This is a genomic window from Ekhidna sp., from assembly GCF_965247405.1.
GTDB lineage: Bacteria > Bacteroidota > Bacteroidia > Cytophagales > Cyclobacteriaceae > Ekhidna.
Map to the genome: position 1 here is coordinate 2,480,911 of NZ_OZ252014.1, position 15,989 is coordinate 2,496,899.

The following is a 15,989-nucleotide window of genomic DNA, read 5'->3' on the forward strand; positions in this document are numbered from 1 at the left end:
GATTGGCTAGTTAACCAACTTATTCACCCTCGCCAGACTCATCGTCCTGGCCTCCCACTTTGATTTTAGGATCAAGTCTGATACTTGTATTTGAACCTTCCGGTACATAAACAATATCGTATTTCAGTGAATTTTGGGTGGTATTTGGCGGTATACGGATTATCCACATTTTTTGGGGAATAAAATCAACTGGTAGATCCCCTAGAATTTCCTGGGAAGGTTCATCAAAATCAATTTCATCAACCTCTGACAATCCAATACCAGCAAACCAGAAAATATAATCGCCAGGTTCTACAACAGCTGTAACTGAGGTTTCTTCAACTTCCTGATATCCTTTGAAATCATCAGTATTTGTGTCAAACATCAGTTTTCCATCAGTGTACTTTAGAACCGTAATTGACTTATCAGAATCTTCAAACCTACCTTTTTCGGATTTTAGGTATTCATCTGCCAGCTCAGACGCTGCAATCATGTCTTGGTCTAGTTCGTCAGATTCAACAATTGAATCTTCCTGACAAGCAATAAATAGAAGTGAAAATATTAGCGCTAGTTGCCTAACCTTGAAGGTCTTCATATAAAGGTGGTTTAAATTGAGAAGACCAATATATTATATACTTTATCAATTGATAATGTTTTTGAATGATCATTAGATGAACTCAACAAAAACTCCGACAGAATTTCAAAGTGTTAAAAGAAATGCTTATTTCTTGCCTGATTTTTGAATCTTATCAATTTGAGACCAACCATAATCACTGACAAAATCTTTATTGGAGACATAGATAGAATCTTTCATGGCCTCTTGAAGTGTAACAAAATCCCATCCTTCACTTTTATACCACCCCAGCAGCACATGAAGATATTTGGCATTAATTGGATTTGCATGGAGCAATAGAATGTGCCTGACACTTCTTCCGGTTAATTCAACACCCATTTTTTCATATTTGAGGGAAATCTCCTTCATGTGTTCGATATACTCGTTCCCTATTTTTATCATCTTCTCCTCATCATTGTTCCTGAGTGCACGACTGTAATCCCGATTATAAATCCACTCATTATTATCGATGGAAACTGGTGCGATGGTATACCCCAGTTTTTCTAAATGAGAATAAACAGAGTCCCTTTTCTCCTCGGTATTGCCTCGCCTGAGCATGCTGTACCTGAAGTAATTAGTTGTTAACCATTTACCGGCGAGCAGTCGGCATGAGTCAATATCTGCTATGTATTTAGCAGCCGACACTTCATTGAAATTGTAGTGACGATGGGTGTGATTACCCAAATCATGACCTTTTTTAAGCCACATATTAAGTATCACCTGGTTTTCTTCCGACATGTTACCGGATGTCACAAAACCCATGGATTTGATATCAAATTCTTCAAGAATAGTTAGGATTCTTTTTGTTGATGCGATCTTCATACTGTCTGACATACCAGCAGAGTAGCCGAAGGGCAAGTCATCTAAAGTGATAGCAACCTGTTGAGCCAGACATGAATGTGTAAGTATTGATACTATTAGAAGTAGATTTTTCATTTTTTGGTAGACAAATAGTAAACGTGTAAAGGATGTGCTGTTGGATAAGAATCGAAGATACTACCTTGCGCCCTCAACGAAAATAAGGCATGACCCTTAAACAACATTTACAAAAAAACATTGTGCTTGCACTGCCTGTGGTGATTGGCCAATTGGGTCACATAATGGTAGGCGTAGCTGATAGTGTGATGGTAGGACGTTTGGGCGTTATTCCCCTTGCTGCAGCTACTTTTGCAGGTACCATTTACCACATACTCATGCTTTTTGGCATAGGGGTGAGCTATGCCATTACGCCGAAGGTAGCAGCTACCGATATTCATGATAGATCCAAGCTGCTAGGATTTTTGCAAAACGGATTCTTTATGAATTTAGGCTTAGGACTCATTCTGTTTGGATTGGGATACGTATGTAGCCATTTTCTGGGGTACTTTGGTCAGGAGGCTCCAGTTGCAGCGGCTGCCGGCCCCTATCTCATCATTATGTGCGGTTCATTGATACCGCTAATGATCTTTCAAACGTTCAGACAATATGCTGAAGGTCTTTCAGACACGTTCAGCCCTATGATTGTATCTGTTTTTGCCAATCTGCTCAATGTCTTTTTTAACTACATGCTCATATATGGAAAACTTGGAGCACCGGCATTGGGTCTGAATGGAGCCGGATATGCTACCCTCATGGCACGTATCATCATGTTTTCTGTGATGATCTGGTGGGTAAAAGGAAAGATTGCCGGTTTTGAATGGAAGTATAATTGGAAGGGAATAAAAGAATTACTTAGAATAGGTTTACCCTCAGGCATGCAGTATGTCTTCGAAGTAGGTGCTTTTGCAACTGCCGCAATCATGGTTGGGTGGATAAGTGCTGAAGCTTTAGCTGCTCACAATATTGCTTTGAATCTCGCGGCAATAAGCTACATGGCTGCCACAGGATTGGCCGCTGCATCCACCATTCGAATCGGAAATCAAATGGGATTGAAAGACAGAAGGAACCTGCGGATAGCTGGGTTTTCTTCTTTTGGAATGGTGACATTATTCATGGCCATTTGCGGACTCACTTTTATTCTATTGCGAAATGTATTGCCAGCCCTGTACATAGAAGATTCGGCTGTAAGGACAACAGCCGCCTCTTTGTTGGTTATTGCTGCTGCTTTCCAAATCTCAGATGGTATTCAGGCGGTTGGACTTGGTGTATTACGTGGACTAACAGATGTTAGAATACCTACAATCGTCACGTTTATTGCGTATTGGTTAATCGCGATTCCGATTGGATATTGGTTTGCTTTTCATGGTGGATATGGAGTTCAGGGAATGTGGTATGGGTTATCCCTCGGACTAACAATCTCTGGTATTTTACACATCTGGAGATTTAATCGATTGTCTAAGAAGATCAAATTTGTTTAACACTGAAGCACTGAATATTTGTCGATATTTGGCCGGCGATAAACAGCATATCAAGTGAGAAAAAAACAAGCTGCCCTCATTTTCATTTTTGCTACCGTCCTGATTGATATCATCGGGATTGGTTTGATTATTCCGGTTTTACCTCAGCTTCTCATGGAAGTCTCAGGTCTTAACACAAGTGAGAGCTCTTTTATTGGAGGAACGCTGATCGCCACTTATGCTATCATGCAATTCTTTTTTGCACCTGTGCTAGGAGGACTTAGTGATCAGTTTGGGAGGAGGCCACTTTTACTTATGGCACTCTTTGGATTGGGACTTGATTATCTCATCATTGTTTTTGCTCCAAACCTAATCTGGCTGTACATCGCGCGTATGATCTCTGGTGTATGTGGAAGTAGCATCACGGTAGCCAATGCCTATATCGCAGATATTAGTACACCGGAGAATAAAGCTAAGAACTTCGGGATGATTGGAGCTGCATTCGGTTTGGGGTTTGTGATTGGTCCTACTTTGGGAGGATTTCTTGGGGAGATTGGAACGCGCATACCTTTTATGATAGCGGCAGGTTTGGCGTTTTTAAATATGTTCTACGGGATAATTGCCATTCCGGAATCGCTGCATCAAGAAGATCGAAGACCCTTTACCTGGAAGCGAGCCAATCCATTTGGCACCTTGAAACAGATTTTTAGCTACAAAAAGATTGTTGGGTTAGTCATTAGCCTGTTCTTCATCTACGTGGCAGCTCATGCCACGCATACCAACTGGGCCTATTTTACAGATGAAAAATTCGGATGGACACCATTGGATATTGGGTTGTCGTTAGGATTTGTAGGAATCATGGTCTCTATTGTTCAGGGGGGATTGGTCGGGCCTATCGTCAAAAAGATTGGAGAGGTTAATGCTGTATACACCGGATTTATTTTCAATGCTTTCGGACTTTTGATGATGGGATTGGTGCCGTATGGATGGATGGTTTATCTGGTAATTATTCCATATGCTTTTGGAGGTTTAGCCGGACCATCTCTGCAATCCATCATGACAAGTGAGGTTCCGAAGAATGCACAAGGCGAGCTACAGGGAGGTATCACAAGCATTATGACCCTTACTTCAATAGTGGGGCCATTACTGATGACAGGAATTTTCAGGTATTACACCAACCCCGAAAATGACATCTATTTCCCCGGTGCACCTTTTATTGTGGGTACGGCCATCGCCATTTTAAGTATTTTCATAGCGAGAATCTCTCTTGTGAAAATCAAACAGTTGACTACTCGTCCTTCAGGTACTTAACCGGATTGGAAGAGGCTGCTTTTATTGATTGGTATCCCACCGTAATGAGCACAAGCGCTAGCACGATCACCAGGGCCAGAATAAATGTGATCCACGAAATATCAATTCGATAGTAGTAGGAGTCCAGCCAATCATTAGCAAAATAAATCGCGATTGGTACACTAATGATAAATGCTATCGCTACCCATTTGGTAAAGTCACTAAAGATCAGCTTAAGTACCGTGCTTACCTCAGCACCCAGGACTTTTCTGATACTGATTTCTTTACGCCTTTTCTCAATGATAAATAGTGTCAACCCATATAACCCAAGACACGCCACTACGATGGAGATAACCGAAAATAGGGTAACCATTCCAAGGTAGCGCTTCTCTTCTTCATAGATAGTCTGGATTCGATCATCCATAAATGAGTAAGTGAATTCGCTGGTGGAACCGAGCTGATTCCAGATCTCTTCCATCTCCTCAATTCGCTCAATCAGGTTGGACATATCCATTTTGAGGCTGATATTTCTGTGAGCACCATTTTCGGATGTTCTGTGAAGCATTAGTGTGGGTGCCACCTCATTTTCGAGAGTTTCAAAATGAAAATCTTCTACAACACCAACTACATTCAGTCTGTTATCCCCGACTTTGATAACATTCTGATCTTTAGGATCAAATTGGAAAGCCTTCATAGCCGCTTCATTGAGAATAACCGAGTTGCGCTGGTCTCCTTCCGTATCAGGAAGGAAATTACTTCCATGCTTAATGGCGATATCATAGGTATCAAAGAAGTTTGCATCGAGGAAGGTATATCGCATACGCAATGGATCACCGGTCCATTCATCAGGCCGCACGAACGTAAAACTTCGGGTCCAAAATGTAGGGACTGATCGACTACTTGTAATCTTTTTCACATAAGACTTGCTCTGAAGCTGAGTTTTGAATGTATTGATCTTATTCATCCCAGCTTCTCCATCTGTGAAATCATTCGGCGATGCTGCAATAGTCATGATGCCTTCAGAGTCAAACCCCAACTCCTTTTGCGTCATGTAGTTGATTTGATTGCGAACGATGATGGTACCGGCAATGAGGAACAAGGCAATGGAAAACTGAACGATAACAAGGGCGTTTCTGAATTTCGTACCTCCGAAACCCAGCCGCTGGCGGAGTACCTCAATCGCTCCAATGGAAGAGAGATAGAATGCCGGATAGCTTCCGCTGAGTAAACCCAGTACAATTGCAAGGACCAATATCATTGTTATGGTTTCGGAAACAGAAAATATTTCCAGTGAAATAGAAACTTCGAAAAAGTTATTGAAGCTAGGGAGTAGTATGAGCACCAGTCCAACCCCAATAAGCGTAGCAAAAAGCGACATGACAAATGCTTCGGTGACGAACTGTGTGCGCAGCTGTCCTTTGAAAGCTCCGAGTACTTTTCTCAAACCAATTTCTTTCGCCCGCTTCGAGGCTTGAGCGGTTGATAAGTTCATGAAGTTGACAATGGCAATGAAAAGAATACCAATGCCGATCCAAAGCAATGTTCGGGCATTGGCTTTACTCCCGATAAACTCATCGTAGTACTCGTTCAATGGAAGCAGTTTGAAGTTGGTGTTTTCGCGTGTTTCTGCGCCAAAAACGGATTCTACCAGCTCAGGGAATTCCTCTTCCAGATAAGCTTCGTCAGTCGCATTTTTCAGTAAAACGTATGTTTCTAAAAAGGAACTATTCCAGTTTGTTGCAAAGTCCGCATAGAAGGGGAGAGCTTCCATTTCAATTAGCAAATCGGGCTGATAAGAGATGTTTTCGGGAAGGTTAGCCATGATCGCTGAAACCCTGAAGCGGAAGGTTGTGTCTTCATCTGGGAGAAAAACCTCCAGTTCTTCATCAAGTGCATTATCCCTTCCAAAATATTTGTTAGCCATTTCTACACTCAGCACTATCGAGTTCTTATTTGGGAAAATACTTTTCGGATTTCCGTGCAGGAGCGGAAAAGTAAACACCTCTAACATTGATTCATCCGTGTAGATAATTTCCTCTTCGATGTACCTATTGTTCTTAATAACTTTGGCTTCTGTCTCATAGATTCGAACAGCAGACTCCACTTGTTCATACGTCTCTTCCAGCTTGGCTTTCATCGGTACCCACGTATCATATGTTTCCTGTGTACCATCAGGAGTGATGCGCTCTTTATAGGTCAAAAAAATCCGTTCCTTATTCTGATGAAAGTCATCAAAAGTGAGGATCTGTTGGGTGTAGAGGTAGATGAAAATGAAGGCTGCCACCCCGATGGACAGTCCGAAAATATTAATGAAAGAAGTGGATTTTCTTTTTAGCAGCGATCGGAATGCGATTTTGATGTAGTTGCGAAAGATCATAGTGTTGAGCGATAAATGGTAAAATGATTTGAGATTGGTTGGTTTGAGTGATCGGACCACCTCCAGGATAAATTTTGTTTTTGCTTTGAAGGGACTTTCTTCCTTCATCCGCCAGTAATACGCTTCGGTTATGTCTCCCTGAATTTCATCTGCATAATCAGGTCGCAGAAAAAATTCAAGAAGGCTCAAAGCCCATTTTGGAGGATGACTCTTGTTCATACCAGGCTGAAATTCAGTTTCGGAATGGTTTTCCAAATCTCGTTTCGTGCTTGTTGCAGGCTTTGAGCAGTTTCATATCCCTTATTGGTGGCCTGGTACATGCGCTTCCCTTTTCCGCCCCGCTCGGGTGTAGGTTCTCCTTTTCTGGAATTCACAAACCCTTTTTTCTCCAGACGCTTAAGTACCACGTGAATTGCCGGAAGTGAGATGGTTTGTGAAAACTGGCTTTTATACTCCTTAGCAATTTCCACCCCATAGGTTTCCTCTTTCATTAGCAGGATAATGAGGATCATTTCTTCGAGTGTACCAAGTTGCAAATTCATAATTCTTTGGTTTTAAGATGGTGCCTACTTCAGAAAGTTGCACCTAAAATCGATTAAATTAATTTTTGTTTAAAATATCGATACGAATAAACTTAATATTTGTTTAAAAAATAAATTTTATCATCATCTGTTTGTGATTGTCCCCTTGAGGGGACCACAGGGGTGTTACATTGATCGTCCACCAAACACCCACCTAACCTCCCTCAAGGGAGGAATTAGCTAGTCTTCAACACCCTCCACGTCCACATGCCAGCCACAAACTCAATAAATGAAAAGCCAATCAAGGCGAGCGTACCTCGCTCAAAGACATATAGCCAGATGAAGAATACAAACTGAATGATGCGAATCTGAACGGTAAAGCCGAAAAAGGGAACAAGATTCTCTTTCGCATTTCGGATATAGTAGTAGCCTAGTACAGCCACTACAAATCCAATAACAATGCGCCAAACGCTTTCAGCATCAGGAATACCAATTGCTGATAAAATGGATGATGGGGCCAACATGAGGAATAGACCTTCTATGAGAAGATAGATGCCGAAGAGCCAGACGGTTTTCGCTGGTTTGTCCATTTTAGATAACTTTCAATATTCATTTCAATCTACTGAAACTATGCGAATATTGCTCTCCCTTCTATTGGTATTACCCCTTCTACTTGGTGCACAAACCACAGCAGGGCAAATTCTGGCTAAGGCGGTCTCCTACCATGATCCGGAGGATAACTGGCCAACTTTAGACGCTACTTTCTACTTTAAAGAAACCCGCCCAACCGGGCCGGATCGGTCCACCATCATCACCTTCAGAAATGCAGAAAGCTACATGAAGATCAACCGGAATGATGAAGAAATTTATGAAGTGAATGGAGAAGTAGCCGAAGTATTAAAAGGAGATCAGGAGAAAGCGCGTGCTTTGGTGCTGCGTAACTACTATCTCTATATCTGGGGCTTACCGATGAAGCTCTACGATAAATCCACTACGGAAATAACGCTTGCTGAAGATGAAAAGGTAGGAGACAACTTATGCAAGGTGCTCCGTGTGGCCTATGAGAAAGATACGTGGTATTTCTATTTTGATGAAGATTCCGGTCGGATGCTACAATACAAATTTTATCAGGATGTGGCCGAGACGGAAGGTGAAATGATTACCCTCGAAGATGAAATCGAGGTGCAAGGCATTAAAATTCCTCAAAAGCGCAGCTGGTTTACTCTACCAGAGATGAAGTATTTGGGAACGGATGTTTTGGAGAGGATGGAGTGAAATGATTTAGATGAGTTAAGCATGCTGTAGAAGCTAAAATCACGTGTAGGATGTGCTAAGGCTGGATTGATTTTAGCTGCTTTTTTTGTTTCGTTTTTGGAGCGCCAAAAATGAAAAGCCCAGCGGCTTGAGCGTACTGAAAACAGCATTCAGTATGAATAACTATGTAGTTGTAAAGAGATCAATTTCTTGTAAATACATTTAACCCACCCCTAGCCCCTCCAAGGAGGGGAATATGTTACTCATCCTTCAACGTCCTCGCCGGATTGATCCGATACACTTTCAGTGAATGCAAAACGGTCGCTACTAAAGCAGTGACTAAAACTACCAGTCCGGCAGCTAAAAACAACCACCAGCTAATGTCGATTTTAAAGGCGTAATTATCCAGCCATCCGGAAAGTAGAAAATAGGCTATCGGAGAAACGATCAGCATGGCGATCAAAATTCTTAAGGCAAAAGGCCTGAATAAATTCCCCATGAGGTCTTTCAGGCTGGCACCCAACACTTTTCTCACGCTGATCTCCTTTGTTTTCTGTGTGGCAATTAGAGATATCAATCCATAAAGCCCCAGGCAGGCAATGATTAACGTAACAATGGTTAGGGCCTGAAACATCTTTGCGAACGCCACATCTTCCTGGTACAGGGAGTTGAGGTGGTTTTCTAAGAAGATCAAATCAAATGGAAGGTCTGGAAAAATGCTGCTCCACTTCGCTTCAATATTCTTAACCAGTTCCAGCATGTTCCCTGGTTCTATTCTTATGTAAACGTCTTCCTGTAGGGTTCTTGGATACATGATGGCCAGGGGACCTATATCGTTGTGTAAGGAAGAAAAATGATAATCAGCTACTACACCAACAATATTTCCTGTGCGAATCTGACCTACCTGAATCGGGCGTCCAATCGCTTCTTCCGGAGACGAATAGCCCATATACCCTACCGCTTTCTCGTTTATGATCACCGCTCCGGCACTGTCTGTCGTATACGATTTGTCAAATTCCCTGCCTGCAATCAAGGGAATGCCCAACATCTTAAAATAGCCATAGTCCACCCCATCGATGAATATGGGTTTTGATTCCTCCATGTCTGGTGTTTTCACCGGCACATTTCCATTGTCACCATCCATTCTGCCCCCACCGATGGCCACTCCGGAAACTCGCTGGATGGAGTTCAACTGGTTTTTTAGCACGTCAGCTTTCTGTAAAAGAGACTGACCGGGTACCCGAAGTACTGCTAAGGCAGATTTGTCGTATCCCAGATCCTTTTGCTGAATGTAAGAGATTTGCTGATAGATAATGATACTTCCTGCCAGCAGACCAATGGTTATGATAAACTGCATGGTCACCAGGACCTTTCGCACATTGATACCCAATTGACCTCCTGAGATCGTTCGTGCAAGTGCGGCGATTGCCTTCGTTTTAGACATGATAAAGGCAGGATATGCGCCTCCCATCATCCCAACGATCACAGCTAAAGTAGCTGCTGCAACGGCGAGCCATTGATTCGACTGCCATACCTCCATTGCATAAATATTGATCCCCAAATAGGACTCAAGAAAATTTATTGTCGGGATTAAGAGCGCAATAGAAATGATGAAGGACATCAATGAAAGAATAACCGACTCAATGGCAAATTGAAAAACTACCATTCGTTTGCTGGCACCCAAAGCTTTCCGCACGCCAACTTCCTTGGTACGATTCAGCGATTGCGCTACCGACAAGTTGGTGTAATTGAAGATGATCAGGAACAAAAGCAATGCTCCGGTAATGCTCAGTGCATAAATATTATTCCAGCTGCCGGAAGCAACAATGTCGTTTTTGATATCTCCCAGGTAGATATCTTCAAGAGGCTGTAAATCAAAACGGAAAAGATTCCATTGCTCTTCCTGCCAATGCGTATGAATAATATCAACCAACTGCTCTTCCAGCTGCTTTTCCACGGTGGGATCTTTCAGTAGGACATAGGTATGAAACGAAATCCAACCCCAGGAATTCAACGTCACAGGATAGCCAAATGGCACTCTGAAAGCATGGAATGGAATGATGAAATCAAACGTAAAATGACTGGTGGAAGGGCTGGGGTTCAGCACACCGGTTACTATGTAAGGAGTTTCCGAAATCTCAATGCGCTGACCAACCGCCGAGGAAGAACCAAAGTATTTTTCAGCCATGTCAGTGGATAAGACTACCGAATTGGTGTTTATTAAAGCGGTTTTTTCGTCACCTTCGGCCAGTGAGTAATCAAAGACATCAAACAAGGTACTGTCGACGTAGAAGATGCCATCTTCGTAGAAGTTTTTGTCACCCACTTTTACGGGTTGTGTAGGAGTGTCCCTCACACGCATGTAGCTTTCAATTTCGTCATATGCTTCCATCAGCGCCGGACCTACCGGTGGGCCTACGGTCGCCAGGTGACGATCACTTCGACCTGTAACACGCTCATCATGGGTCACTTTGAAAATACGATGGGATTTTTCATGCCATTGATCGTAGCTCAGCTCGCGAGTGACCATTAAGGCAATAATTATGCTAAGCGTAAACCCAATGGTAAGGCCAACACCATTCAGAAGGGTGCTGACTTTATCTTTTTTGAGGTTTCTCCAGGCAGGTCTGAGTGTGTGCTTGATAAACATTGTTGAAGTATTTAGTTGGTTGATGTTTTTCCAGGTATACCGATATCGGGTAAATAGGAAGGTTGTAAATAGCAAATGAAGGGTCGTTCTAAATCGGCCATGATGTTTTTGAAACACCTCCATCTCCTCATTCAGATCGCCGATGATTTCCTCTCGTACTCGTTCATTGAAAAGTACGCGACAAAGAAACCGAACACTTCGTGGCAGCTCTTTCATGTGGTGATGTATTGTGTTTGAAGCACTTTTTCAGGGATCTTATCCCAGAATTTTGCTCGCAATTCCTTCGCTTCTTCCAGCTTTTTTAGTCCCTGGGCAGTGATTTCAAAAATGCGTTTTCGCTTACCACCTCGCACAGAGGTCGCTTCGCCCATGTAGCTTTTGACAAATCCTTTACCTTCCAGTCTGGCCAGCGCACCGTGTGCAGTGCTCAGGTTGATATTCCGCTTTGCCGTTTGGTTGATTTCATCTTTTACCGTGTTGCCGTACGTGTCAGGATGTGTTGTACAAACGGCTAATAGCACCAATTCTTCAAATTCTCCGAGATGTGTTCCTTTCATAGGTGATTAAATACGTATATGTAGAAAATATGTTTTACTCTTTGTCCCCTTAAGAGGGGGCTGGGGGAGGATAAGTGAGAAAGGATTAATTTCATTTACTTAACAAATGTGAAACTTATGAATTACATTCACGTTTGTTAAGTAAATATTTTAATCCATGGAATATCAACTAGGGGAATTTGAAGAACTCGTATTGCTAACGGTTGCAGCTCAGCACGATCAGGCATACGGGGTTTCCATTCATGTGTTTCTGACCGAAGAAACCAAAAAGAAAATCAACATCAGCGCCATACATGTGGCGCTAAAACGACTTGAAAAAAAAGGCTTTGTAGATTCTCGATTCGGTGGGATCACCGAAGAAAGAGGAGGTAGAAGAAAGAAATTTTACATCGTGACAGCCCTTGGCAAAAAGGTGCTGGATGCTTCTCACGATTTACGAACAAGCATCTATCAGAAGATTCCTCAACTGAATTTCGCGAATATTTAATATGGCAGAATTACAACCACCAAAGTGGGCGATTCGCTTTTTGCGATGGTATTGCAGGGAGGATTATCTCGATGAGATAGAAGGAGATCTTTTTGAGTTTTTCTATCATCGATCAGAGACTTCAAGGAGATCTGCCAACCTATTTTTTGTCTGGAATGTGATTCGATCTTTTCGCATTACGAACCTTAAAAGAACTCAACTCTCAAATAATTGGACTATGAACTTATTCAAGAATTATACAAAAATCTATTTACGTCGATTTCGTAAGGAAACCGTGCATTATCTAGTTAATATACTTGGATTGGGAATGGGATTTTCTATCCTTTTTTTCATCCTGATGTATGTCTATGACGAACAAAATTTTGATCGGTATCATGAAAAAAAGGATCGGATTTACAGGGTGGTAACCGAGGTGCAGGAAGATGATGGAATGCATAATTATCTATCGACTCCTGGTCCTTTAGCCGAAGCATTAAAAAATGAATTTCCTTCGGTTGAAGAGACAGCACACTTAACATACATGGGTTCGCAGGTGCTGGTGAAGGGAGATAAACGTATTGCCGAACGCGACTGGGCAATAGCAACCAGCAGTCTGTTTAAAATCCTGGATTTTGATATTGTTGATGGGAACCCATTAAAGACCTTCAATGGCACAGCTGCTATGGTGATTACCGAGGATTTGGCTATGAGACTTTTCGACAAAACTGATGTAGTCGGAGAGGTCATTGATGATACCAATTTTGGCCCAACCGAAGTACTTGCCGTAATAAAAGAGATGCCTAAAAACTCAACCTATCAGTTTAGCAATATTTACATCGCTAATTATGATCAATGGAGTGAGGGTTGGCAGAGATTTGTTAATTCCTGGGATGGACGATTAGCGATGACCTGGGTACTTCTGAAAGAGGGCGCTACACCTGAGGAGATCACAGATTTTCAAGAAAACTTTTTAGCAAAATATTTGACAGATGATCATGAAATTAAAGGGCTTCAATTACAAAACATTCAGGGCATTCACCTTGAATCCAACGATATTGAGCGTGGAGGGATGAGCCCCCAACAGGCAATCCCAAATAGTGACCAGGAGTTTGTGAGTATGATTATGATCATGGGGCTACTGGTCATTTTTATAGCCGCGCTCAATTACATCAATCTATCATCGGTGCAGGCACTTAAGCGAACACTGGAAGCAAGTATGCGAAAAATCAACGGTGCTAATAATAAGCACTTACTTGTCCAGCTTTTCTTTGAAACGCTTCTTACAGTGATGATCGCCTATGCAATTTCGCTGCTTTTGGTGGTGGTGCTCTTTCCTTTTTTCAAGGAAATTGCGAACAAAGATTTCTCTGTAGGATTGTTATTCACCTTGGATTTTGTCCCGTACCACATTGGTTCAATCCTGATAATATGGCTGGTTTCAGCCATGCTACCGGCGCTTTACTATTCAAAGTTAAAGAGGTCACTACTGGTTCTAAAGAATGCCTTTTCCGGCAAAGGAGACTTGCTACGCAAAGGGTTGGTGGGTGTTCAGTATGCCTTGTCAATCTTTTTGATCATCGGCTCTATCGTTATCTATCGTCAGCTAAACTATGTGCAAACAAAAGATCTGGGTTTCGAAAACAAAAACCTGATCGTTTTGGATATTAACTCCGGAAGTGCAAGAAGAAATTTCAGAGAAATAATCAATGGAATTCAGCAGCATGCGGACGTTATTAATGCTTCCACTTCTTCGCGCGTCCCCGGTGAATGGAAAAACTTACCTACAGCTAAGCTGGCGACTAACCTCACGGATAATGCTATAGAGGCAAGCCATTACGGAATCGATCACCGTTGGATCGATACATATCAGATGGAATTGAGCGAAGGGAGAAATTTCTCCGGGAGTGACCAGTCTGACAGCCTCGACATTATTATCAATTCAGAAACGGCGGCTATGCTGAATTTGGATGAACCAATTGGTAAGAGTATTTGGGTAATGAATGATGATGATTCCGTGCAAATGGAAATCATTGGACTTATCGAAGACTTTCATTTCGAGTCCTTGTATTTACCGATAGGTCCGGTTGTACTCACCAGCTGGAATAATCATATTCGATCCATCGACTACTTTACTATTCGATACAAATCAAACGTACAAGAAACCATTGCCCATATTGAGGAAGTCAATGCTACGTTCGACCCGGAAACTCCGGCAGAAATAAACTTTTTGGTCGAACAATGGAAACGATATTATCAGGCTGAGGAGAGTCGTGCTTCAATCATTCTCATCGCTTCCATTGTATCCATCATTATTTCGGCTTTTGGTTTATTCGGCCTCATCAATTTTACAGTAGAGCGCAAAACCAAAGAGATAGGCATCCGAAAAGTAATGGGAGCGTCCGTTCCAAATATCATCAGGTTGGTTCTTAAGGATTACCTAATTCTATTGCTTATTTCACTGGGCATTGCTGCGCCTGTTTCATGGTGGTTATTTGGGGATTGGCTAGCAGATTTTGCATACCGCATCAATTTAAGTGCCGACCTATTCATTATCGCATTTGTACTGGTATTACTCATTTCATTTACTACGGTTTTGGGTAGGATATTCAAAATTGCTAAAGCAAATCCGGTGCAATCTATCCGATACGAGTAATGAAACTAAAGCTTTTACTACTGATTTCGATCTGCACATTCTCACAGATTCATGGACAAAATGCGTCTCTTGTCAAAGAGCAGCAGCTTTTCATTGGCATGCTTTCAGGTAAATATCAAACACCTGGCGGTGAATACATTCTCGCTAGAGGTTCTGCCGAAGAAAGGGAAATGGCAAAAGAACTTCTGGTTAATCAAATAGCTGATATTGGTTTGGAGCCCAAGGTTCATTCATACCGAATGCCTAATCTCAACCCACTCATCGATATCCTTTTTTATCCGTTCAAAGGAGCCAATGTTTACACGGTTCTTCCATCTACAACCGAAAGTGATGAATATGTGGTGCTTGGTGCGCATTATGATTCCGAAGTAGAATGTCCGGGAGCTATAGACAATGCGACTGGCTCAGCTTTGGTTTTCAGTGTTGTGAAGCATTTGAGATCAATGGAATATCGCTCGAAGAATGTCCTCCTAGTATTTTTCGATCAGGAGGAAGAGGAGCTTATCGGCAGCAAGGCATTTGCGAAATTTCTCAAAAATCAAAAATGGAATGTTCACTCAGTACACACCTTTGATATGGTGGGTTGGGATGGAGATGGAAACAAAGAGATGGAATTGGAACTTCCAACGCCCTACCTAGAAGAAGTGTATAAGAATAAAGCTGAAGATATGGGAATCCCCATATATGTCACCAGCATAAATTCCACAGATCATCATTCTTTCAGACAGGTTGGATATCCTGCGATAGGAGTAAATGAAGCGTACGGAAAACGAGACACTTCTCCATTTAAGGACACACCTCAGGATACTTTTGAAACAGTGAATTTTGATTATCTGGCAGGATCTACATTGTATGTTTTAGAAGTCATGAAAGAAATATTGAAATGAGACAAATAAAGGAAAATATATCAGTGCTTCCTTTTCTTTCATTAGCACTTGTCTTAAGTGTTATCGGTTTTCTCTACAAAGGGATAAGCTATTTAATGATTGGTAGCAGTATCCCCTTCATGTTAGGAATGATCATACTTGTTTTGATGGTTTATGGGCTTAATCATCGAGCCAGGTTTTCCAGGAGAATCTTTCGTTTTTGGGGGTGGTTATTGATTTTTTGGGGTGTTAGCAGATTAGTGATGGAGCTCTTGTTTGTGCTTACCTCTATCACTGAGGAGCACATTCAAAATCAATTTACAATCGGTCAAAGATTGCTAAGTGTAGGAGTTATTTTTCTAGGTGTATACATTATTAGAAAAGTTCGGTTCTATCGTGAGGTGACGGTCTGATAACCGTATTTGGTCGAAAAATGCGGAAATTCTTA

Annotated in this window: 14 protein-coding genes; 7 read left to right on the top strand and 7 right to left on the bottom strand. The window is 41.9% G+C overall.

Going from position 1 to position 15,989, the window contains the following annotated elements:
- Positions 1–19 precede the first annotated feature (19 nt).
- Complete coding sequence (locus ACP14Y_RS11260; protein ID WP_424963059.1) at positions 20–574, bottom strand: hypothetical protein; 555 nt, start codon at positions 572–574, stop codon at positions 20–22.
- A 126-nt stretch (positions 575–700) separates the two neighbouring features.
- Positions 701–1,528, bottom strand: a complete 828-nt coding sequence (locus tag ACP14Y_RS11265) for a polysaccharide deacetylase family protein (RefSeq protein ID WP_424963060.1) — start codon at positions 1,526–1,528, stop codon at positions 701–703.
- Positions 1,529–1,617: 89 nt separating this feature from the next.
- On the opposite strand from ACP14Y_RS11265, the gene ACP14Y_RS11270 reads away from it, so the two are divergent.
- A complete protein-coding gene (locus tag ACP14Y_RS11270; protein ID WP_424963061.1) occupies positions 1,618–2,928 on the top strand; it encodes an MATE family efflux transporter in 1,311 nt (436 codons plus the stop codon).
- Positions 2,929–2,982: 54 nt separating this feature from the next.
- A complete protein-coding gene (locus ACP14Y_RS11275) occupies positions 2,983–4,218 on the top strand; it encodes a TCR/Tet family MFS transporter (protein ID WP_424963062.1) in 1,236 nt (411 codons plus the stop codon).
- On the opposite strand, the gene ACP14Y_RS11280 is transcribed toward ACP14Y_RS11275, so the two are convergent.
- The 3 genes from ACP14Y_RS11280 to ACP14Y_RS11290 form a co-directional block, all read right to left on the bottom strand.
- Positions 4,196–6,793 carry an FtsX-like permease family protein gene (locus ACP14Y_RS11280; protein WP_424963063.1) on the bottom strand — a complete coding sequence of 866 codons (2,598 nt, stop codon included), beginning with the start codon at positions 6,791–6,793 and terminating at the stop codon, positions 4,196–4,198. The genes ACP14Y_RS11275 and ACP14Y_RS11280 overlap by 23 nt on opposite strands.
- Positions 6,790–7,116 (bottom strand): PadR family transcriptional regulator, encoded by a 327-nt coding sequence (locus ACP14Y_RS11285; protein WP_424963064.1) that lies wholly within the window; start codon positions 7,114–7,116, stop codon positions 6,790–6,792. The genes ACP14Y_RS11280 and ACP14Y_RS11285 overlap by 4 nt, the downstream gene beginning before the upstream one ends.
- A gap of 215 nt (positions 7,117–7,331) precedes the next feature.
- Positions 7,332–7,685 (bottom strand): hypothetical protein, encoded by a 354-nt coding sequence (locus ACP14Y_RS11290; RefSeq protein WP_424963065.1) that lies wholly within the window; start codon positions 7,683–7,685, stop codon positions 7,332–7,334.
- A 40-nt stretch (positions 7,686–7,725) separates the two neighbouring features.
- On the opposite strand from ACP14Y_RS11290, the gene ACP14Y_RS11295 reads away from it, so the two are divergent.
- Positions 7,726–8,370 carry a DUF6503 family protein gene (locus ACP14Y_RS11295; RefSeq protein WP_424963066.1) on the top strand — a complete coding sequence of 215 codons (645 nt, stop codon included), beginning with the start codon at positions 7,726–7,728 and terminating at the stop codon, positions 8,368–8,370.
- A gap of 238 nt (positions 8,371–8,608) precedes the next feature.
- Here ACP14Y_RS11295 and ACP14Y_RS11300 read toward each other — a convergent pair whose 3' ends face one another.
- The gene (locus tag ACP14Y_RS11300) at positions 8,609–11,215 is read right to left on the bottom strand and encodes an ABC transporter permease (protein WP_424963067.1); all 2,607 of its coding nucleotides are present in this window, start codon (positions 11,213–11,215) and stop codon (positions 8,609–8,611) included.
- Entirely contained in the window at positions 11,212–11,556 is a 345-nt protein-coding gene (locus ACP14Y_RS11305) for a PadR family transcriptional regulator (RefSeq protein ID WP_424963068.1), read from the bottom strand. Before ACP14Y_RS11305 ends, ACP14Y_RS11300 begins: the two co-directional genes overlap by 4 nt.
- A 157-nt stretch (positions 11,557–11,713) precedes the next feature.
- On the opposite strand from ACP14Y_RS11305, the gene ACP14Y_RS11310 reads away from it, so the two are divergent.
- From ACP14Y_RS11310 to ACP14Y_RS11325, 4 genes are read left to right on the top strand one after another with little or no spacing between them, the layout of a single operon-like run.
- The gene (locus ACP14Y_RS11310) at positions 11,714–12,043 is read left to right on the top strand and encodes a PadR family transcriptional regulator (protein ID WP_424963069.1); all 330 of its coding nucleotides are present in this window, start codon (positions 11,714–11,716) and stop codon (positions 12,041–12,043) included.
- 1 nt (position 12,044) lies between these two features.
- Positions 12,045–14,675 (top strand): ABC transporter permease, encoded by a 2,631-nt coding sequence (locus ACP14Y_RS11315; RefSeq protein WP_424963070.1) that lies wholly within the window; start codon positions 12,045–12,047, stop codon positions 14,673–14,675.
- A complete protein-coding gene (locus ACP14Y_RS11320; RefSeq protein ID WP_424963071.1) occupies positions 14,675–15,562 on the top strand; it encodes a M28 family metallopeptidase in 888 nt (295 codons plus the stop codon). Before ACP14Y_RS11315 ends, ACP14Y_RS11320 begins: the two co-directional genes overlap by 1 nt.
- Complete coding sequence (locus ACP14Y_RS11325) at positions 15,559–15,954, top strand: hypothetical protein (protein WP_424963072.1); 396 nt, start codon at positions 15,559–15,561, stop codon at positions 15,952–15,954. Before ACP14Y_RS11320 ends, ACP14Y_RS11325 begins: the two co-directional genes overlap by 4 nt.
- The last annotated feature ends 35 nt before the right edge of the window (positions 15,955–15,989 follow it).

Excerpts from the sequence above, each read along its gene's own strand:
- ACP14Y_RS11280 (WP_424963063.1), bottom strand. The coding sequence starts at position 6,793 with ATGAACAAGAGTCATCCTCCAAAATGGGCTTTGAGCCTTCTTGAATTT.
- ACP14Y_RS11325 (WP_424963072.1), top strand. The coding sequence starts at position 15,559 with ATGAGACAAATAAAGGAAAATATATCAGTGCTTCCTTTTCTTTCATTA.
- ACP14Y_RS11305 (WP_424963068.1), bottom strand. The coding sequence starts at position 11,556 with ATGAAAGGAACACATCTCGGAGAATTTGAAGAATTGGTGCTATTAGCC.
- ACP14Y_RS11300 (WP_424963067.1), bottom strand. The coding sequence starts at position 11,215 with ATGAAAGAGCTGCCACGAAGTGTTCGGTTTCTTTGTCGCGTACTTTTC.
- ACP14Y_RS11260 (WP_424963059.1), bottom strand. The coding sequence starts at position 574 with ATGAAGACCTTCAAGGTTAGGCAACTAGCGCTAATATTTTCACTTCTA.
- ACP14Y_RS11290 (WP_424963065.1), bottom strand. The coding sequence starts at position 7,685 with ATGGACAAACCAGCGAAAACCGTCTGGCTCTTCGGCATCTATCTTCTC.
- ACP14Y_RS11310 (WP_424963069.1), top strand. The coding sequence starts at position 11,714 with ATGGAATATCAACTAGGGGAATTTGAAGAACTCGTATTGCTAACGGTT.
- ACP14Y_RS11320 (WP_424963071.1), top strand. The coding sequence starts at position 14,675 with ATGAAACTAAAGCTTTTACTACTGATTTCGATCTGCACATTCTCACAG.
- ACP14Y_RS11270 (WP_424963061.1), top strand. The coding sequence starts at position 1,618 with ATGACCCTTAAACAACATTTACAAAAAAACATTGTGCTTGCACTGCCT.
- ACP14Y_RS11295 (WP_424963066.1), top strand. The coding sequence starts at position 7,726 with ATGCGAATATTGCTCTCCCTTCTATTGGTATTACCCCTTCTACTTGGT.
- ACP14Y_RS11285 (WP_424963064.1), bottom strand. The coding sequence starts at position 7,116 with ATGAATTTGCAACTTGGTACACTCGAAGAAATGATCCTCATTATCCTG.
- ACP14Y_RS11265 (WP_424963060.1), bottom strand. The coding sequence starts at position 1,528 with ATGAAAAATCTACTTCTAATAGTATCAATACTTACACATTCATGTCTG.
- ACP14Y_RS11315 (WP_424963070.1), top strand. The coding sequence starts at position 12,045 with ATGGCAGAATTACAACCACCAAAGTGGGCGATTCGCTTTTTGCGATGG.